This is a genomic window from Rhodanobacter sp. IGA1.0, assembly GCF_040208325.1.
In the GTDB taxonomy this organism is placed as follows: domain Bacteria; phylum Pseudomonadota; class Gammaproteobacteria; order Xanthomonadales; family Rhodanobacteraceae; genus Rhodanobacter; species Rhodanobacter spathiphylli.
The window spans coordinates 2,415,038-2,433,514 of record NZ_CP157948.1; the positions used below are offsets into that span (position 1 = coordinate 2,415,038).

Genomic DNA, 18,477 nt, shown 5'->3' on the forward strand with positions numbered 1-18,477 from the left:
ATGGGCCAGAATGAAGCATGCCCACACCACCGAGTTGCCCATCGCCCGAGACCGGTCCCGGTGCGCCGGAGTTGTATCTCAGCCGCGAGCTGGCCGCGCTGGAGTTCAACTTCCGGGTGCTGGCGATGGCGCGCGACCCGAGCGTGCCGCTGCTTGAGCGCTTGCGCTACCTGAGCATCGTGGCCAGCAACCTCGACGAGTTCTTCGAGGTGCGGGTGGCAATGCTCAAGCACCACCACGCGTACGGTTCGGCCGCACCGGGTCCCGACGGCGTCAGCTCCGGCGACCTGCTGGCGCAGATCCGCAGTCGCGTGCTGGACCTGGTCGCCGAGCAGTACGCAACCTGGCAGGAACAGATCGGTCCCCATCTGGACGCCGAGCAGATCCACATCCTCACCCGCAAACGCTGGAACCCGCGCCAGCGGCGCTGGCTGCAGGGCTATTTCGAGCACGAGGTGCTGCCGGTATTGTCGCCGCTGGGGCTGGACCCGGCGCATCCGTTCCCGCGCATCCTCAACAAGACGCTGAACATCGCGGTGGTGCTGAAGGGGCGCGATGCCTTCGGCCACGAGGGGCACATGGCGCTGGTGCGGGCACCGCGCTCGCTGCCCCGGATCATCCGCGTGCCTGCCGAAGTCAGCGGCCCGGGCGAGCATTTCGTGTTTCTTGCCGAGCTGCTTCAGGCCTTCGTCGACCTGATGTTCCCCGGCCTCAGGGTGGTCGGCTCGTACCAGTTCCGGGTCACCCGCAACAGCGAGCTGATCGTCGAGGAGGCCGAGGTGGCGAACCTCGCGCTGGCCCTCAGCGAGGAGCTGGTCGGGCGCGGCTACGCGCGGCCGGTGCGGCTGGAAATCGCCAACGACTGTCCGAAGGCGATCACCGCAATGCTGGTGCAGAACTTCCAGCTGGAGGAAACCGACGTCTACCGCTGCGACGGCCCGGTCAACATCATCCGCGCCGGGCTGATCTACGACTGGCTGGATCGGCCGGAACTGAAGTTCCCGCGCTTCAATCCGCAGCTGCCGCCGGCGCTCGAGAGCAGCCGCAACAAGTTCGACCTGATCAGCCAGCACGACGTGCTGCTGCACCATCCGTATCAGAGCTTCTCCGCAGTGATCGACCTGCTGCGCCAGGCCACCGCCGATCCGCAGGTGCTGGCGATCAAGCAGACCCTGTACCGCGCGGGCGAGGACACCCCGCTGGTCGACCTGCTGGTCGAGGCGGCCCGCAACGGCAAGGACGTCACCGTGGTGATCGAGCTGCGCGCGCGCTTCGACGAGGAGGCCAATATCCGGCTGGCCACGCGGCTGCAGGAAGCCGGCGTGCAGGTGGTCTACGGCGTGGTCGGCTACAAGACCCACGCCAAGATGATGCTGATCGTACGCCGCGAAGGCGAGGCACTGCGCCGCTACGTGCACCTCTCCACCGGCAACTACCATCAGGCCAACAGCCGGATGTACACCGACATCGGATTGATGACGGCGAACCCCGAGATCGGCGAGGACATGCACAAGGTCTTCCAGCAACTGTCCGGTCTGGGACCCATCATCGACCTGAAGCGCCTGTTGCATTCGCCGTTCACGCTGTATCCGAAAGTGCTGGAGAAGATCGAGCGCGAGACCGCCCACGCGGCCGCAGGCCGGCCGGCGCGCATCGTGGCCAAGCTCAACGCGCTCAATGAAGCACGGGTGATCTCCGCGCTGTACCGGGCTTCCCAGGCCGGCGTGGAGATCGACCTGGTCGTGCGTGGTGCGTGCACCCTTCGCCCCGGCCTGCCCGGCATCTCCGAGCGCATCCGGGTGCGCTCGATCGTGGGGCGTTTCCTCGAACACAGCCGGGTGTACTGGTTTGCCAACGATGGCGATGCGGAGATCTATTGCGCCAGCGCGGACTGGATGGAGCGCAACCTGATGCGGCGGATCGAGGTGGCCTTCCCGATCCTGGACCCGGACCTGGCGGCGCGCGTGTTCGAGGAAACCCTGGCCAACGGGCTGGCCGACAACACCCAGGCCTGGCTGCTGGGCAGCGACGGCCGGTATGTCCGCGCCACTCCCGGCGAGCATCCGCCGTACAGCGCCCAGCAGGGCCTGCTCGAGCGCTACTGCAAGTGAGTCGAACGCCATGAACCGATGCAAGCCTTTCACGCGCGCGTGCGAGAATCCGTCCTTTGTCGTCGCGGGAGCCCCGGCGTGAGCCCAGCCGAACAGACACCCATCCGCGACGGTGAACTCATCGCCGCGATCGACATGGGTTCCAACAGCTTCCACATGGTGGTCGCGCGGATGGAACATGGCGAACCGCGCGTGATCGATCGCCTGCGCGACACCGTGCGGATGGCCGCCGGCCTGCGTGCCGACGGCAGCCTCGACGCCGAACGGCGCGCCCGCGCGATCGCCTGCCTGGCCCGCTTCGGCCAGCGCATCGCCGGCCTGCCGTCGATACGGGTGCGCGCGGTGGCCACCAACACGGTCCGCCGGCTCGCCTCGCCGCAGACCTTCCTGACCTCGGCCGAGGCTGCGCTCGGCCATCCGATCGAAGTGGTTTCCGGGCGTGAGGAAGGCCGCCTGATCTTCCTCGGTGCCGCCCACGACCTGCCCGTTTCGCGCGAGCCGCGACTGGTCATCGACGTGGGTGGCGGCAGCACCGAATTCATCATCGGCCGGGGCCTGGCCCCGCTGCATACCGAAAGCGTGCAGGCCGGCTGCATCGCCTCGACCCTGCGTTTCTTCCCGGGCGGCAAGATCAACCGCAAGCGCTGGCAGCGCGCGGTGAGCGAGATCGGCGTGCTGCTGCAGCAGTTCGCCGAGGACTACCGCGAATCCGGCTGGCAGGATGCCTACGGCTCCTCCGGCACGGCCAAGTCGATCGGCTCGGTCGTGCAGGAAATGAAATTCTGCGACGACGGCATCACCTCCGCCTCGCTGGCCTCGCTGCGCGATGTGCTGATCGAACACGGCCAGATCAGCACGCTCAAGCTGCCTGGCCTGGTCGAGGACCGTGCGCCCGTGCTCGCCGGCGGCGTGGTGATCATGGAGGCGGCTTTTGCCGCGCTGGGCATCGAACGGCTGCGCGTGTGCGAAAGCTCGATGCGCGAAGGGCTGCTGTGGGACCTGCTGGGCCGCGCCGGCGGCAGCGATCCGCGTACCGCCAGCATCGAGGCACTGGCCAGCCGCTATGGCGTGGATCGCGCCCAGGCACGCCGGGTCGAATCGACCGCACTGATGCTGTTCGACCAGGTGGCACGCAGCTGGAAGCTGGACGCCGACGCACGCGAATGGCTTTCCTGGGCCGCGCGCGTGCATGAGATCGGCCTGGCCATCGCGCACAGCCAGCACCACCATCATGGCGCCTACATCCTGCGGCACGCCGACCTGGCCGGCTTCTCACGGCAGGAGCAGCAGCTGCTGGCCGCGGTGGTCGACATGCATCGGCGCAAGCCGGACAAGTCGGTGATCACCGCCTTGCCGCAGCGTTATCGCACACTGGCCCGATACACCACGGCGCTGCTGCGCCTGGCCGTGCTGTTCCGCCGCGCACGTCGCGCCGAGTCGCTGCCGCAGATGCGCCTGGCCGCCAGCAGCCGATCGCTGCGACTGACCTTGCCGCACGCGTGGTTCGAGCAGCACCCGCTCAGCGAAGCTGACCTGCAACAGGAACAGGCGCCGATGGCCGAACTCGGCCTGCGGCTGGAACTCAGCGGCAGCTGACGCGAACCCGTGCGGCGGCGGCGCCGCGTATGATGTCCCGAGACCCCGACCATCTTTATGCCCATGCTGAAATCCCTGCTCGCCATCCTGCTTCTGTCACTGCCACTGACGCTGACCGCGCAGACGGCCAAACCGGCACCGGCTGCCGCGCCGGCGCCGCCACCGCAAGTCGTGCTGACCACCTCGCAAGGCGAGATCACGCTGGAGCTGTATCCGGACAAGTCACCCAAGAGCGTGGCGAACTTCCTGCAGTACGTCCGCGACGGCTTCTACGACGGCACGCTGTTGCACCGGGCGATTCCCGGCTACCTGGTGCAAGGCGGCCTGTATACCCGCGACCTGCAGCCCAAGCGCACCCGCTCGGCCATTGCCAGCGAGGCCGACAACGGCCTGTCCAACCTGCGCGGCACGGTGGCCGTGGCCCGTGGGGCGGACCCGAACTCCGGCACCGCGCAGTTCTTCTTCAACCTGGTCGACAACCGGCGGCTGGATTTCGCCGGCAACCAGAGCGGGCTGACTTGGGGCTACACCGTGTTCGGCAAGGTCATCAAGGGCATGGACGTGGTCGACAAGATTGCCGCCCTGCCGACCCGTGCACTGGGACCGTTCGCCGGCGACGTGCCCAATCCGCTGGTGTTGATCGAAAGCGCTCGGGTGATCGGCGAACAGGCACCAGCCTCCGCCGCCAGCGCCGCCAGTCCCGCCAGCGCAGCCTCGTCGGCAACGCCCGCGAGCGCGACCAAATCCGGCAAGAAGGCTTCCAGGAAAGTTGCCAAGCCCGCCGGCAAGGGTTGATCCGCCCATGAGCACCCTGTTCATCGCGGACCTGCATCTGGACGCCAGCCGACCGCGGATCACCGAGCTGTTCGAAAAGTACCTGGCCAGCGACGAAGTCCGCCAGGCCGACGCCCTGTACATCCTCGGCGACCTGGTCGAGGCGTGGATCGGCGACGACGATGACGCCGAACTGCCCGCACGCATCGCCGCCGCAACGCGCGCGGTGCGCGACGCCGGTGTGCCGGTCTATTTCATGGTCGGCAACCGCGACTTCCTGCTCGGCGAAGCCTTCGCCGAACGTGCCGGCCTGACACTGCTCGACGACGGTGTCGTGCATGACGTGCAGGGGCGCCCCACCCTGCTGATGCATGGCGACGTGCTGTGCACTGACGACACCGCCTACCAGGCCGTGCGCCGCCAGGTACGCACGCCCGAATGGGCCGCGCAGATCCTCGCGATGCCGCTGGAAGCGCGCCGCGCGTTTGCCGCCAAGGCGCGCGCCGACAGCAAGGCGCACACCGGCAGCACCATGGAAAGCATCATGGACGTCAACGCCGATGCCGTGGCCGCAGCGCTGCGTGGGGCCGGCGTGACGCGACTGATCCACGGGCACACGCATCGACCCGCCATCCATTGCCTTGAGGTGGATGGAAAACCGACCGAGCGGATCGTGCTGGGAGACTGGTACGAACACGGCTCGGTGTTGCGGGTGGATGATCGGGGCAACGTCGAACTGCGCGGGTTGGCGGTGGGCTGAGCCGCATCGTGCGCTTGATTGGCGCTGGCGCTGTTTCGATCGAGTCGCATGAAGGGCCGCAGCGTTCGTGCTCGGCTCCCTCCACAGCTTGCACGGGAGGGTTGGGGGGGGCGCTCTTGATCTCGCAGTGACGCAGCCAGATGCACAAGACGCCTGCTTCGATGGGCGATGGCATGACGTGGAGTTCGCGAGGGACTGCTTGGCCCATCCTTGGGCCGAACCCCTGCGCGCTGCGCGCTCCGCGGCCAGCCTGCTGGTTGTCGTTGTCTGTTTCACACGATACCAAAGCTCACGCCCTGCTCCCTCCCCTGCTTGCAGGGGAGGGCTGGGGTGGGGTTGCTCTTGATTTCGTGATGGCGCATCCGGATACGCAAAACGCCTGCTTCGATGGGCGATGCCATGACGTGGAGTTCGCGAGGGACTGTTTGGCCCATCCTTGGGCCGAACCCTTCCGCGCTGCGCGCTCCAGGGCCAGCCTGCGGCTGTCCACAATGTTCCAGACAAAATTGTCGACGACGAAGGCAGGATGCCGTAGTCGAACATCGGCGCAGCCGATGGCCCGAAGGGCGAGGCACAGGATGTGCCGAGTAACCGGAGGGCTCGTCTTCCGCCAGATACGCACAACGCCGGCTTCGATGGAGTTTCACTCGGCGTGGTGTTCGGGGATTGTGAATCCCATCCATGGGATTCACCCTTCCGCGCTGCGCGCTCCAGGGCCAGCCTGCGGCTGTCCGAATTTGTTCCAGACAAATTCGTCGAACGGTTGGTTCGTCCACCACCTCTCTCCGCCAGATACGCAAAACGCCCCTTGCGGGGCGCTTTGCGTATCTGGCGGAGAGAGAGGGATTCGAACCCTCGATCAGGTGTTTAGCCCGATACTCCCTTAGCAGGGGAGCCCCTTCGGCCACTCGGGCATCTCTCCGGGGTCTTTGTTCCGCATTGCTGCGGAGCCGGCAAGGATACTGACCGGCGCGGTCGAGGTAAAGGCTTAATTCACTCGATCAGTGTTCGACGGACTCGTCGGGGCCACTGCCGGGCTCGCTTTCGCCCTTGATGCGCTGATAGATCTCTTCGCGATGCACCGCCACATTCTTCGGTGCATTGATGCCGATGCGTACCTGATTGCCTTTCACACCAAGAACGGTGACGGTCACCTCGTCGCCGATCATCAGGGTCTCACCGACCCTGCGGGTCAGAATCAACATGATTTTGCTACTCCATAAAAGCTGTTGGTCACAGGCCTGCAGATCGACGTTGCCTCACCCCTGAGCGTCCGTCTTTCCGCAGTTCGACGAATGATCCGTCGAAGGCCCTACCCCGCCTTCCCGGCTCACAGCCAAAACACTCCTTGGCGTCCTGACTGGCGACACGGGCGTTTCCGACCGTGTCGACACTGTTTCGATAGTAACTGAGCACGATTCCCCTGTGCAATCTGCCAGGGTCGTGACGAATGGCACACGCAAAAGGGGTCAAGGCGCCGAGATCCATTCCGGCAAGGCCGACAGGATCGTCGGCAGCTCCGGCGCATCCGTGCCGCCACCCTGGGCCATGTCGGGCCTGCCGCCGCCCTTGCCGTCGATCTGTTTCGCCACGTGTGCCACCACGTCGCCCGCCTTGATCCGGGCCAAGGCCTTGCCGTGGACTCCCGCGATCAGCGAGACCCGGCCATCCGCCGCACCGGCCAGCAGGATCACGCAGTCGCCCAGCTGTTGCTTGAGCTGGTCCACGCTGTCGCGCAGCGACTTGGCGTCGAGGCCCTCCAACCGGGCCGCGACCACCTTGATTCCATCGACATCCGTGGCTGAACCGGCCAGGTCGGCGGTAGCCGAGCCGGCGGCCTTGCTGCGCAGGGATTCCAGTTCGCGCTCGAGTTTCTTCTGGCGATCGAACAGCTGGCGCAGTTTTTCCACCGCGTCGTCACCGCTGCTGGAAAGCAGCTGCGAGAATTCGGCCAGACGACGCTCTTCGTCGGCGATGTAGGCCAGCGCGCCGGCCCCAGTGACTGCCTCGATGCGGCGCACGCCGGAAGCCACGCCCGCCTCGCTGACGACCTTGAACAGGCCGATGTCGCCGGTACGCCCCACGTGGGTGCCGCCGCACAGCTCGGTGGAGAAATCGCCCATCTTCAGCACGCGCACTTCGTCGCCGTACTTCTCGCCGAACAGCGCCATCGCGCCAAACTCGATCGCCTGGTCGTAGCCCATGTTGTGCACTTCGGCCGCCGCGTTGCGGCGCACCTCGGCGTTCACCAGAGCCTCGACCCGGGCCAGCTCGTCGTGGCTCATCGGCTTGTGATGCGAGAAGTCGAAGCGCAGCCGCTCCGGCGCCACCAGCGAGCCCTTCTGCGTGACGTGGGTGCCCAGCACCTGGCGCAGGGCCGCGTGCAGCAAATGGGTGGCCGAATGGTTGAGCACGATGGCCTGACGGCGCGAGGCGTCGACCGAGGCATCGACCAGGTCGCCGGTCCGCAGCGGCTGGTCGCCATGCCAGGTGCCGGCATGGCCGAAGAACACGCCGCCCATCTTCAGCGTATCGCCGACTTCGAAACGACCGGACGCGCTGGACAGCGTGCCGGTATCGCCGACCTGGCCACCGGACTCGGCATAGAACGGCGTGCGATCGAGGATGATGAGACCCTCCTCGCCCTCGCCCAGCTGGTCGACCTGCTTGCCGCCGCGCACGATGCCGAGCACCTTGCTGCCGCTGCCCTGCAGTGCGTCGTAACCGAGGAATGCGGTGGGCTTGAGCTGGCTGGCCAGCTCGGCCGGCATCTGCCCCTTGGCCTCGAACTTGCCCGCGGCGCGGGCGCGCTCGCGCTGTTCGTTCATGGCCTGCTCGAAGCCGGCCATGTCGACCTCAAGCCCGCGCTCGCGCGCGATGTCGGCGGTAAGGTCGACCGGGAAGCCGTAGGTGTCGTAAAGACGGAACGCATCGACGCCCGGGATCGTCTTGCCGGATTTGCCGGCGATGTCGTCGAACAGGCGCATGCCGTGCTCCAGCGTCTCGCCAAAGCGCTGTTCCTCGGTGCGCAACGCATCCTCGACGAAGGCCTGCCTTGCCGAAAGCTCCGGGTAAGCTTCGCCCATTTCCTCGACCAGCGGCTGCACCATCTTCCAGAAGAAGTCGCCGCGCACGCCGAGCATCCAGCCATGCCGCAGCGCGCGGCGGATGATCCGGCGCAGCACGTAGCCACGACCTTCGTTGGACGGCAGCACGCCGTCGACGATCAGGAAGGAACAGGCGCGGATGTGGTCGGCGATCACCCGCAGCGACTTGTTGCCCAGGTCCTGCGTGCCGGTGAGTTCGCCGGCGACGCGGATCAGGTGCGCGAACAGGTCGATCTCGTAGTTCGAATGCACGTGCTGCAGCACCGCGGCGAGGCGCTCCAGGCCCATGCCGGTGTCCACGCACGGCGCCGGCAGCGGGCTCAGCGTGCCGTCGGGCGCGCGGTCGAACTGCATGAACACCAGGTTCCAGATCTCGATGTAGCGGTCACCGTCCTCGTCCGGCGAGCCGGGCGGGCCACCGGCGATGTCCGCACCGTGGTCGTAGAAGATCTCGGTGCACGGGCCGCACGGGCCGGTGTCGGCCATCTGCCAGAAATTGTCCGAGGCGAACGGTGCGCCCTTGTTGTCGCCGATGCGCACGATGCGTTCGGCCGGCACGCCGACCTGCTTGTTCCAGATGTCGAACGCTTCGTCGTCGGTGTGGTAGACGGTGACCCACAGCTTGTCCGCCGGCAGCTTGAAGACTTCCGTCAGCAGCTCCCACGCGTAGGCGATCGCGTCGCGCTTGAAGTAGTCGCCGAACGACCAGTTGCCCAGCATCTCGAAGAAGGTGTGATGGCGCGCGGTGTAGCCCACGGCGTCGAGGTCGTTGTGCTTACCGCCGGCGCGCAGGCAGCGCTGCACGTCGGCCGCGCGGACGTAACCGGGCTTTTCGCTGCCCAGGAACACGTTCTTGAACTGCACCATGCCGGAGTTGGTGAACAGCAAGGTCGGGTCGCTGGACGGCACCAGCGAGCTGGACGGCACGATGGTGTGGTCCTTGGAACGGAAATAATCGAGAAAGGCGGAACGGATGTCGGAGGTTTTCATGCGGATCGCGATGGCTGGCGGCAACGGGCCACGCCGAGACCGGGCCAATCGCTCCGTCAACCCATGGCCGCGAGGCGATGAATGTCAGGGAATATCGTCGGCGTCGTCCACTTCGGCGTGGGTAACATTCCGTACTGTGGCGGCGGCAAAGCCGCGACGCAAGAGGAATTGCGCCCGGCGGGCGCGTTCGGCGGGGTCCGCGGCGCCCTTCCCGCCATAGCGGCGACGCAGTTGGGCTGCGGCCGAGGCGTCCCAGTCGACCTCGGCTTCATCCATCAGCTCGCGGATGCGCGCATCGCCCAGGCCATGGCTTTTCAGCTCCTGGCGCAGGCGCACAGGCCCATAGCCCTGGGCGATCCGGCTGCGCAGCAGCACCTCGGCGAAGCGGTCGTCGTCCTGGTAGTGCTGCTCGCCGAGACGGTCCAGTGCGGCGGCGGCTTCGTCGCCTTGGTAGCCACCCTGGCGCAGCTTGGTGTTCAGTTCCTTGCGCGAATGTTCACGCCGCGCCAGCAAGCCCAGCGCCTTGTCGTAGGCGCTGCGTTTCGGCTTGGCCGGGTCATTCGCGCCAGGACGCCTTTTCATCTTCATCGCCATGCAAACGGTCACCCGATACGAGCGGATTTGCCCCGCGGTTCCCCCTGAGCGTAGCGCAGCGCACGCGGGGAGCGGCCAGGGATGGCCGCAGCTTTGAGGAGCGAGGAAGTCGAAGGGCGGCCCCTCGACTCCGACCCTGCAGATCCATGCTCAGGGCAACGACCGGGAAGGCCTGCGTTGTCACGCCCGGGTACGCCAACGACAGCGGACCAAAACGCACATGGCCCGGGCAAGCCGGGCCATGTGCATGCAACAGACCGTCAACCCTCACGGTTCACGCTTCCTCGAGCGCCTCTTCAGCGGCGGCGGCCGCCGGCCGGCCGACCGGCACCAGCAGGCGTTCGCGCAGCTGCTTGTCGATCTCGTTGGCGATCGCCGGGTTGTCGCGCAGGAACTGGCGCACGTTCTCCTTGCCCTGGCCGATGCGGTCGCCGTTGTAGCTGTACCAGGCGCCGGACTTGTCGATCAGGTTCTGCGCCACGCCCAGCTCGATGATCTCGCCCTCGCGCGAGGTGCCCTCGCCGTACAGGATCTCGAACTCGGTCTGGCGGAACGGCGGCGCCACCTTGTTCTTGACCACCTTGACGCGGGTTTCCGAACCGATGATCTCGTCGCCCTTCTTCACCGCGCCGATGCGGCGGATGTCCAGGCGCACCGAGGCGTAGAACTTCAGCGCGTTGCCACCGGTGGTGGTCTCGGGGCTGCCGAACATCACGCCGATCTTCATGCGGATCTGGTTGATGAAGATCACCAGGCAGCCGGACTTCTTGATGTTGGCGGTGAGCTTGCGCAGCGCCTGGCTCATCAGACGGGCGTGCAGGCCGACGTGGGAGTCGCCCATCTCGCCCTCGATTTCCGCCTTCGGGGTCAGCGCGGCCACCGAGTCGACCACCACCATGTCCACCGCGCCGGAGCGCACCAGCATGTCGGCGATTTCCAGCGCCTGCTCGCCGGTATCCGGCTGCGACACCAGCAGGTCGTCGACCTTGACGCCCAGCTTCTCGGCATAGGTCGGGTCGAGCGCGTGCTCGGCGTCGATGAATGCGGCGGTGCCGCCGGCGCGTTGGCAGCTGGCGATCGCCTGCAGGGTCATGGTGGTCTTGCCGGAGGATTCCGGGCCGTAGATCTCGACCACGCGACCGCGCGGCAGGCCGCCGACGCCCAGCGCGATGTCCAGTCCCAGCGAGCCGGTGGAGATCGTCTCGATCGCTTCGTTGACGCGATCGCCCATGCGCATGACGGCACCCTTGCCGAACTGCTTTTCGATCTGGCCGAGGGCGGAGGTGAGCGCCTTGCGCTTGTTGTCATCCATCGTAGGTATTCCGGTTGGGCTGAGAATGGGGAGCATGATGCCCGGGTCGAATCTCACGGGCTGCGATCTGCGCATCGGCGCGGAGCGACGTGTACGCGGCCAGTATCCCACACCGGTCAAGCCGGTCTGGCGGCCGATCGCGTGTCACTCCGTCAGCGTTTTGCGCAAGCCGATGAGCGCGGCGGCCACCGTTTGTCGGCGCACCGCCTCGCGATCGCCCGGGAAATGGAACAGCCGCGCATGGGCGTAGCCGCCACGACGCTTCCAGCCGATCCAGACCGTGCCCACCGGTTTGTCCGGCATGCCGCCGGAAGGCCCGGCGATGCCGGTGACCGCCACCGCCACGCCGGCACCGAAACGCGCCAGTGCGCCGGAGACCATTTCCAGCACGGTTTCCTCGCTGACCGCGCCGGCATGCTCCAGCGTGCGGGGATTGACGCCGAGCAGTGCCTCCTTCGCCTCGTAGCTGTAGGTCACCACGCCGGCGTCATACCAGGCCGAACTGCCCGGCAGGTCGGTCAGCGTCTTGGCGATCCAGCCGCCGCTGCAGGATTCGGCCGTCACCAGCATCAACCGGCAGCGCTGCACTTCGGCCGCGGCCTCTGCGGCCAGCGCCAGCAACTCCGCATCGGTAGGAACAGACAACAACTCCATGCGAGACTCCCGGACTTGAACGCTTTGCGCCACGCGCAGAGGCACCGTTCTACCCGTTCCGCGCGACCACGCCAAGACTTGCATTGCATGAGCCAAGACGATCTCACCAAACACACCCCGTTCATGCGCCAGTACCTTTCGGCCAAGGCCGAGCATCCGGACGTGCTGCTGTTCTTCCGCATGGGCGATTTCTACGAGCTGTTCTACGACGACGCCCGCAAGGCGGCGCGGCTGCTCGACATCACCCTGACCCAGCGCGGGCAATCCGGTGGTGCGCCGATCCCGATGGCCGGCGTGCCCTACCACGCGGCCGAGAACTACCTGGCGCGGCTGGTGCGGTTGGGCGAATCGGTGGCGATCTGCGAGCAGATGGGCGATCCGGCGCTGGCCAAGGGCATCGTCGAGCGCAAGGTGGTGCGCATCGTCACGCCCGGCACGGTGACCGATGCAGCCTTGCTCGAGGATCGCCGCGACAACCTGCTGCTGGCGATCGCCGCCGGCACCCGCGGCGACTACGGCCTGGCCTGGGTCGACCTGTCCAGCGGCCGCTTCCTGCTCAGCGAAGTGCCGAGCGCCGAGGCGCTGGCTGCCGAACTGGCGCGACTGCAGCCGGCCGAGACCCTGGTCGGCGAGGACGTGGCCTGGCCGAAACTGGTCAGCGCCCTGCCCGGACTGCGCAAGCGGCCGCCGTGGCATTTCGATGCCGATGCGGCGAAGCGCGAGCTCAATCGCTTCTTCGGCACGCGCGACCTGGGCGGTTTCGGCGTCGACGGCATGCCGCTGGCGGTCGCCGCTGCCGGCTGCCTGCTCGGCTACGTCGAGGAGACCCAGAAGAGCGCGCTGCCCCACCTCACCGGCATGGCGGTGGAAAGCGCCAGCGAGACGATCGCGCTGGACGCCGCCACCCGGCGCAACCTGGAGCTGGACACCCATCCCAGTGGCCGCATCGAACACAGCCTGCTCGGCGTGCTCGACGAAACCGTGACGCCGATGGGCGCGCGCGCACTGCGTCGCTGGCTGACCCGCCCGTTGCGTTCGCGCCAGACCTTGCGCCGGCGTCATCAGGCGATCGGCATGCTGATCGACAGCCGCCGCCACGAGTCCTTGCGCGAACAGCTGCGCGGCATCGGCGATCTCGAACGCATCCTCGCCCGCGTGGCGTTGCGGTCGGCGCGACCGCGCGACCTGTCCACCCTGCGCGATGGTTTGGCTGCCACGCCGGGCATCACCCGTGCGATCTTCCATGATCGCGAAGATCAACAAGCGGCCATCCATGGCCGCACTCTTCAACAAGAGCTCAGCCCGCTGCTGCACACCCTGGTCGAAAGCATCGGCGACCACGCGGACACGGCCGCCCTGCTCGCCCGCGCCATCGTCGAACAGCCGCCGGTACTGCAGCGCGACGGCGGCGTGGTCGCCGACGGTTACGACACCGAACTCGACGAACTGCGCCGCCTGTCCACCCACGCCGACCAGTACCTGGTCGAACTGGAGGAGCGCGAGAAGGCCGCCAGCGGCATCAGCACGCTGAAAGTCGGCTACAACCGCGTGCACGGCTATTACATCGAGATCAGCAAGGGACAGTCCGACAAGGCGCCCACGCATTACACGCGCCGGCAGACCACGAAGAACGCCGAGCGCTACATCACCGAGGAGCTGAAGAGCTTCGAGGACAAGGTGCTGTCCGCGAAGGAGCGTTCGCTGATGCGCGAACGTGCGCTGTACGAGGCCTTGCTGGACACGCTGACCGAAAAGCTCGAATCGTTGAAGGCCGCGGCCAGCGCGATCGCCGCGCTCGACGTGCTCGCCACCCTGGCCGAGCGTGCCGAGGCGCTGGACTGGAGCGCGCCGGAGCTCACCGACGAGCCGGGCATCTGCATCGAACGCGGCCGCCATCCGGTGGTGGAAAAAGTCCGCGATGAACCGTTCGAGCCGAATGACCTGAAGCTCGACGACGCGCGCCGCATGCTGGTGATCACCGGCCCCAACATGGGCGGCAAGAGCACCTACATGCGCCAGAACGCGCTGATCGTGCTGCTTGCCCACATCGGCAGTTACGTGCCGGCCAGCCGCGCGGTGATCGGACCGATCGATCGCATCTTCACCCGCATCGGTGCCGGCGACGACCTGTCACGCGGACAGTCCACCTTCATGGTCGAGATGAGCGAGACGGCGAACATCCTGCACAACGCCACCGCCGACAGCCTGGTACTGATGGACGAGGTCGGCCGCGGCACCAGCACCTACGACGGCCTGTCGCTGGCGCGCGCCGCGGCAGTGCATCTGGCCCGCCATTGCCGCGCATACACCTTGTTCGCCACGCATTACTTCGAGCTGACTGAACTGGCCGGCGAATTCCCATCGATCGCCAATGTGCACCTGGACGCCATTGAGTACGGCGAGCAACTGGTGTTCATGCACGCGGTGAAGGATGGCCCGGCCAACCGCAGCTTCGGCCTGCAGGTGGCGGCATTGGCCGGCCTGCCGAAATCGGTGATCGCCGATGCCCGGCGCACTCTGGCCGAGCTTGAACGCGGCATGCACCAGCACGTCAGTACACCGGCGTGCGCAGCCGAAGCCTCGCCGCAGATGGGCTTGTTCGCCGCCGTCCAGCCATCCGCGGCCGAGCGTGCGCTGGCAGACATCGAACCGGACGCACTGACCCCGCGCGAGGCCCTGGAGGCGCTGTATCGCCTCAAGTCGCTGAATTGAGCGCATGAAAAAAGGCCGGCGCCCCGTGACGCCGGCCTTTCCAGGCCCTCCCGACCCATCGCCGATGATCAGGATCGGCGATACCCCTCCCCAACTGTTGCCGCCTGCGTGCGGCTGGAATCGTCAGGCTGCCGCGCTCAGCTGCGCCGCCTCCAGCGCCTGACCCAGATCGGCCCACAGGTCGTCAACGTGCTCGATGCCCACCGACAGGCGCAGCAGACCCGGCGTGATGCCGTGCTGCGCCTGGGTGGCCGCGTCGACAACGCGATGGGTCAGTCCGGCCGGGTGCTGGATCAGTGTATCCACCGAACCCAGACTGACCGCCGGCGTGGCCAGCCTCACCGCGGCCATCACCGCGCTGGCGGCCGCATGACCGCCGTGCATCTCGAACGCCATCAGGCTGCCCGGGCCATGCATCTGCGTGTCGACCAGGTGCGCATTGGCCACCGTGCCGAGGCCCGGATAGCAGACCTTCGCCACCGCCGGATGCCCCGCCAGCAGCTTCGACAGTTTGCGTGCGTTGTCCTGGGCCTTCAGCACCCGCAGCGACAGGGTCTGCAGGCCACGATGCAGCAGATAGGCGCCCAGCGGATGCAGCAGGCCACCGGTGGCCGCGCGCACCTGGCGCAGCGCCGCAGCCCACTCCGCATCGCAGGCGACCACACCGGCGATCACGTCGCCGTGGCCGCCGAGGAACTTGGTCGCGCTGTGCAATACCAGCGTGGCGCCCAGCGCCGCCGGCTGTTGCAGGACCGGCGTGGCAAACGTGGAATCGACCAGGACCGGCACCGAGCCTGCCGCCTTGACCACGGCGCGAATGTCGATCAGGTCCAGGGTCGGATTGGCCGGCGTCTCGATGATCACCAGCGCCGTGTCGGCATTGATCGCGGCGGCCACGCCCTTCGGCTCGACCCAGCGCGTGGTGATGCCGAGCAGGCCCGAATTCAGCAGATGATCGTTGGTGCCGTAAAGCGGGCGCACTGCCAGCACATGCCGGCCGCGCTGGCCCGCGGCGAGCAGGCAGGCCGACATCGCCGCCATGCCCGAGCCGAAGGCGACCGCGTCGGTGGTGCCCTCCAGTTGCGCCAGCGCGTTCTCGAAACGCGCCACGGTGGGGTTGTGCAGGCGCGCGTAGATCGGGTTGGCCGCGGTCGCTGCGCCGCCCACCAGCGCATCGAAGCTGGTGGTGCCCTCGGCCAGGTCGCGCACCGGATAGGTGGTGGACAGGTCCAGCGGCGGCGCGTGCACGCCCAGCTCGCCGAAATCCTCGCGACCGGCATGTACACCCAGTGTTTCAAGACGCGGCATCAGTCCAGCCCCATTCGATGGAATAGCCTGATACTAGAATCATCCGTTATGCTGAAATTACGTCACCGAATTTAATTTCGACAAAGCCCGAATCATGCGCCTGGACCGAATCGACTTCGCCATACTGCGCGAGCTGCGGAAGAACGCGCGGCTGCCCAACAAGACGCTGGCCGAACGCGTGGGCGTGGCGCCCTCGACGGCGCTGGAGCGGGTGCGCCGGCTGCGCGAAAGCGGCGCGATCAGCGGTTACCACGCGGAGGTCGCCCCGGCAGCGGTGGGTATCGGCCTGCAGGCGATGATCAGCGTGCGACTGGCGCGTCATTCGCGCGAAGATCTGGACGCCTTCCACGCCTACCTGCTGACCCTGCGCGAAGTGCTGGCGTTCTATCACGTGGCCGGCGCCAACGATTACCTGCTGCACGTGGCGGTGGCCGACAGCGACCACCTGCGCGACTTCGCGCTGGACGCGTTCACCACGCGACCGGAAGTGGCGCACATCGAGACCAGCCTGATCTTCACCTTCCGGCGCAATCCCGACGTGCCCATCTACCGCGAGGCGGAAGAAGGCTGAAAGCTTGCGATCATCCCGGGGCACGGGCAGCGGTTCCCCGGCTACGCGGCATTTCCGGAAAAGCCCGCACTCACCCGATGCCGTTGGCCAGCTTCAAGGCCAGTGGCGCAGCCGGCGCGACCAGTTGCGCGGTCACATCCGCGTCGGGCATGGCGATGTCCGGAATGTCGGTCAGATCCTCGGCGCTCCACTCGACCACAGGCAACGCAGCGGGCGGCTGCTCCACCAGGGGCGACTGCTGGCGTGCAGGCAATCGCCCCGCCTGCACCAACTGGCCGATGCGCAGATACACCTCGTCGCGACCGAAAGGCTTCTGCATGAAGTCGTCGGCGCCGAAACGCTGCACGTAGAACTGCTCGGTGGCCTGCGGGTTGCCGCTGATCATCACGATCGGGATGTCCCGCGTCAGCGGGTCGTGGCGCAGCGCGCGCAGCACCGCGAAGCCGTTCATGCCCGGCATCACGATGTCCAGGAAGATCAGCGTCGGCTGCTCGCTGCGCGCCAGCTCGATCGCCGCCTTGCCGTCGCCGGCCTTCAACACGGCGTAACCGTCCTGCCGCAGCATCTTGCCCAGCACGGCGCAGATCGTGGGCGAATCGTCGACCACCAGCATGCGCGCACCCAGCGGCGCCTGTGCTTCAACGCGATGGATGGCCTCGACATGGTTGCCCAGCAGGCGCTTGAAAAAGCCGATGCCATTCTTCAGTGCGTGTCCGTCCATGCAAGCCTCCGCGGCCATGTGGTGGCTGGATGTCGCCAACCCGGTGGATTTGAAGGGATATTCCTCCATCCGCGCAGGGCATTCTGCGATGCACTGCTCAGAGCCCACGAAGAAACACCGTTTTCAACGGGCTTTTCCCGCGAATTCGCGGCTATTGGCGACAGTGCCGCGTCGACTGGCGTGTAATGCGAAGCGCTTCAATGCTCATGCTTGAGCCGGCGCAGATCACGCCGCGCCTGTTTGTCCGGTCGCTTCGGCGGACCGCTGGCACCGGTCAACCGATGCAACTCGCGCGCCGCCTCGCGTGCGATGCGGCTGGGCTCGGTCTCGCGGTACAGAAGTTGCGCGGCACTGGCCGGCCCCCGGCGATCGGACAATGCCAGCACCTCGACTTCCATCCGTTCGTCGCCGCGACTGATCTTCAGGCGGTCGCCTGCATGAAGCGTCCTTGCCGGTTTGCAGCCGGCGTCATTGACGTCGATGCGACCGCCGTCGATGGCCTGCTTGGCGAGGCTGCGGGTCTTGAAGAAACGTGCGGCCCACAGCCACACGTCGACGCGCGTGGTGGCCGGCGCGGGTATCGGAGACTGGTTCATGGCGCCCATTGTCGCGCCATCGACGTGCTTCAGTCGTGCGTGGCGGCCGGGGCGACCATGTCGTGCGGGTCGGGCATGGCGATATCGGGAATCGCCGCATGCTCGGCTTCGGTGTGCTCGGGCTCGCCGGTGGGCGCCTCCACCTCCGCCCGCTGGCGCACGACCAGGCGTCCGCTGCGGGTCAGGTGTTCGATGCGGGCAAACACCTCACCGCGGCCGAACGGCTTCTTCATGAAATCGTCGGCACCGAAACGCTGCACGTAGAACTGCTCGGTGGCCTGCAGGTTGCCGCTGATCATCACGATCGGGATGTCGCGGGTCAGCGGATCATGGCGCAGCGCGCGCAGCACCGCGAAGCCGCTCATGCCGGGCATCACGATGTCGAGGAAGATCAGGTCGGGACTTTCCCGCCGCGCCGTCGCCAGTGCCTGCTCGCCGTCGGCCGCCTTCAATACCATGTGGCCGTTCTGCATCAGCATCTTGCCGATCACCGCGCGGATGGTGGCCGAATCGTCGACGACCAGGATGCAGGCACCCCTGGGTTCACCGGTGCGCGGAACAGCACGACGTTCGCCATGTTCGCTGCCGAACAACCGCTTGATCAGTTCGAAACCAGCCATGCCCCGAGCTCCCCTGCCCCGTTCGGGCTAGTTTCGACGTACTCCGCGCCA

The 18,477-nt window shown here is 66.9% G+C and carries 15 protein-coding genes and 1 tRNA gene; 6 read left to right on the forward strand and 10 right to left on the reverse strand.

The features are described from left to right. Positions 1–17 precede the first annotated feature (17 nt). The 4 genes from ppk1 to ABNK63_RS10955 all read left to right on the forward strand — a co-directional run bounded on the left by ppk1 (position 18) and on the right by ABNK63_RS10955 (position 5,241). Positions 18–2,111, forward strand: coding sequence for a polyphosphate kinase 1 (ppk1, locus tag ABNK63_RS10940; RefSeq protein WP_350015628.1), 2,094 nt, complete (start codon positions 18–20; stop codon positions 2,109–2,111). A gap of 78 nt (positions 2,112–2,189) precedes the next feature. Then, entirely contained in the window at positions 2,190–3,707 is a 1,518-nt protein-coding gene (locus tag ABNK63_RS10945; protein ID WP_350015629.1) for a Ppx/GppA phosphatase family protein, read from the forward strand. 63 nt (positions 3,708–3,770) lie between these two features. Next, positions 3,771–4,502 (forward strand): peptidylprolyl isomerase, encoded by a 732-nt coding sequence (locus ABNK63_RS10950; RefSeq protein ID WP_350015630.1) that lies wholly within the window; start codon positions 3,771–3,773, stop codon positions 4,500–4,502. Positions 4,503–4,509: 7 nt separating this feature from the next. Next, positions 4,510–5,241 carry a UDP-2,3-diacylglucosamine diphosphatase gene (locus ABNK63_RS10955; protein WP_350015631.1) on the forward strand — a complete coding sequence of 244 codons (732 nt, stop codon included), beginning with the start codon at positions 4,510–4,512 and terminating at the stop codon, positions 5,239–5,241. An 829-nt stretch (positions 5,242–6,070) separates the two neighbouring features. Here the strand turns inward: ABNK63_RS10955 and ABNK63_RS10960 are convergent. The 6 genes from ABNK63_RS10960 to ABNK63_RS10985 all read right to left on the reverse strand — a co-directional run bounded on the left by ABNK63_RS10960 (position 6,071) and on the right by ABNK63_RS10985 (position 11,898). After that, a tRNA-Ser gene (locus ABNK63_RS10960) sits at positions 6,071–6,163 on the reverse strand. Positions 6,164–6,242: 79 nt separating this feature from the next. Then, complete coding sequence (gene csrA / locus ABNK63_RS10965; protein WP_056716714.1) at positions 6,243–6,446, reverse strand: carbon storage regulator CsrA; 204 nt, start codon at positions 6,444–6,446, stop codon at positions 6,243–6,245. 264 nt (positions 6,447–6,710) lie between these two features. After that, entirely contained in the window at positions 6,711–9,338 is a 2,628-nt protein-coding gene (alaS, locus tag ABNK63_RS10970) for an alanine--tRNA ligase (protein WP_350015632.1), read from the reverse strand. 84 nt (positions 9,339–9,422) lie between these two features. Then, complete coding sequence (locus ABNK63_RS10975) at positions 9,423–9,932, reverse strand: regulatory protein RecX (RefSeq protein WP_350015633.1); 510 nt, start codon at positions 9,930–9,932, stop codon at positions 9,423–9,425. A 274-nt stretch (positions 9,933–10,206) separates the two neighbouring features. After that, positions 10,207–11,244, reverse strand: a complete 1,038-nt coding sequence (recA, locus tag ABNK63_RS10980; protein ID WP_007806195.1) for a recombinase RecA — start codon at positions 11,242–11,244, stop codon at positions 10,207–10,209. 144 nt (positions 11,245–11,388) lie between these two features. Next, a complete protein-coding gene (locus tag ABNK63_RS10985; RefSeq protein ID WP_082542815.1) occupies positions 11,389–11,898 on the reverse strand; it encodes a CinA family protein in 510 nt (169 codons plus the stop codon). A gap of 87 nt (positions 11,899–11,985) precedes the next feature. Between ABNK63_RS10985 and mutS the strand changes: the two genes are divergently transcribed. Next, the gene (gene mutS, locus ABNK63_RS10990) at positions 11,986–14,610 is read left to right on the forward strand and encodes a DNA mismatch repair protein MutS (RefSeq protein ID WP_350015634.1); all 2,625 of its coding nucleotides are present in this window, start codon (positions 11,986–11,988) and stop codon (positions 14,608–14,610) included. A 123-nt stretch (positions 14,611–14,733) separates the two neighbouring features. Here mutS and ABNK63_RS10995 read toward each other — a convergent pair whose 3' ends face one another. Beyond that, on the reverse strand, positions 14,734–15,918 hold the full coding sequence (locus ABNK63_RS10995; protein WP_007806200.1) for a PLP-dependent aspartate aminotransferase family protein: 1,185 nt from the start codon (positions 15,916–15,918) through the stop codon (positions 14,734–14,736). Positions 15,919–16,012: 94 nt separating this feature from the next. Between ABNK63_RS10995 and ABNK63_RS11000 the strand changes: the two genes are divergently transcribed. Then, a complete protein-coding gene (locus tag ABNK63_RS11000; protein WP_007806202.1) occupies positions 16,013–16,489 on the forward strand; it encodes an Lrp/AsnC family transcriptional regulator in 477 nt (158 codons plus the stop codon). Positions 16,490–16,559: 70 nt separating this feature from the next. Here the strand turns inward: ABNK63_RS11000 and ABNK63_RS11005 are convergent, their stop codons facing one another. From ABNK63_RS11005 to ABNK63_RS11015, 3 genes are all read right to left on the reverse strand, one after another. After that, a complete protein-coding gene (locus tag ABNK63_RS11005; protein WP_007806203.1) occupies positions 16,560–17,210 on the reverse strand; it encodes a response regulator in 651 nt (216 codons plus the stop codon). 197 nt (positions 17,211–17,407) lie between these two features. Next, positions 17,408–17,806, reverse strand: a complete 399-nt coding sequence (locus tag ABNK63_RS11010; RefSeq protein WP_040672914.1) for an RNA-binding S4 domain-containing protein — start codon at positions 17,804–17,806, stop codon at positions 17,408–17,410. 29 nt (positions 17,807–17,835) lie between these two features. After that, positions 17,836–18,426, reverse strand: coding sequence for a response regulator (locus ABNK63_RS11015; protein WP_007806208.1), 591 nt, complete (start codon positions 18,424–18,426; stop codon positions 17,836–17,838). Positions 18,427–18,477 lie beyond the last annotated feature (51 nt).

What these genes read in the sequence shown, in the direction of transcription:
- csrA (WP_056716714.1), bottom strand. Translation starts at nt 6,446, where the DNA reads ATGTTGATTCTGACCCGCAGGGTCGGTGAGACCCTGATGATCGGCGAC.
- mutS (WP_350015634.1), top strand. Translation starts at nt 11,986, where the DNA reads ATGAGCCAAGACGATCTCACCAAACACACCCCGTTCATGCGCCAGTAC.
- ABNK63_RS10955 (WP_350015631.1), top strand. Translation starts at nt 4,510, where the DNA reads ATGAGCACCCTGTTCATCGCGGACCTGCATCTGGACGCCAGCCGACCG.
- ABNK63_RS11000 (WP_007806202.1), top strand. Translation starts at nt 16,013, where the DNA reads ATGCGCCTGGACCGAATCGACTTCGCCATACTGCGCGAGCTGCGGAAG.
- ABNK63_RS10985 (WP_082542815.1), bottom strand. Translation starts at nt 11,898, where the DNA reads ATGGAGTTGTTGTCTGTTCCTACCGATGCGGAGTTGCTGGCGCTGGCC.
- ABNK63_RS11005 (WP_007806203.1), bottom strand. Translation starts at nt 17,210, where the DNA reads ATGGACGGACACGCACTGAAGAATGGCATCGGCTTTTTCAAGCGCCTG.
- ABNK63_RS10950 (WP_350015630.1), top strand. Translation starts at nt 3,771, where the DNA reads ATGCTGAAATCCCTGCTCGCCATCCTGCTTCTGTCACTGCCACTGACG.
- alaS (WP_350015632.1), bottom strand. Translation starts at nt 9,338, where the DNA reads ATGAAAACCTCCGACATCCGTTCCGCCTTTCTCGATTATTTCCGTTCC.
- ABNK63_RS10975 (WP_350015633.1), bottom strand. Translation starts at nt 9,932, where the DNA reads ATGGCGATGAAGATGAAAAGGCGTCCTGGCGCGAATGACCCGGCCAAG.
- ABNK63_RS10995 (WP_007806200.1), bottom strand. Translation starts at nt 15,918, where the DNA reads ATGCCGCGTCTTGAAACACTGGGTGTACATGCCGGTCGCGAGGATTTC.
- ppk1 (WP_350015628.1), top strand. Translation starts at nt 18, where the DNA reads ATGCCCACACCACCGAGTTGCCCATCGCCCGAGACCGGTCCCGGTGCG.
- recA (WP_007806195.1), bottom strand. Translation starts at nt 11,244, where the DNA reads ATGGATGACAACAAGCGCAAGGCGCTCACCTCCGCCCTCGGCCAGATC.
- ABNK63_RS11010 (WP_040672914.1), bottom strand. Translation starts at nt 17,806, where the DNA reads ATGAACCAGTCTCCGATACCCGCGCCGGCCACCACGCGCGTCGACGTG.
- ABNK63_RS11015 (WP_007806208.1), bottom strand. Translation starts at nt 18,426, where the DNA reads ATGGCTGGTTTCGAACTGATCAAGCGGTTGTTCGGCAGCGAACATGGC.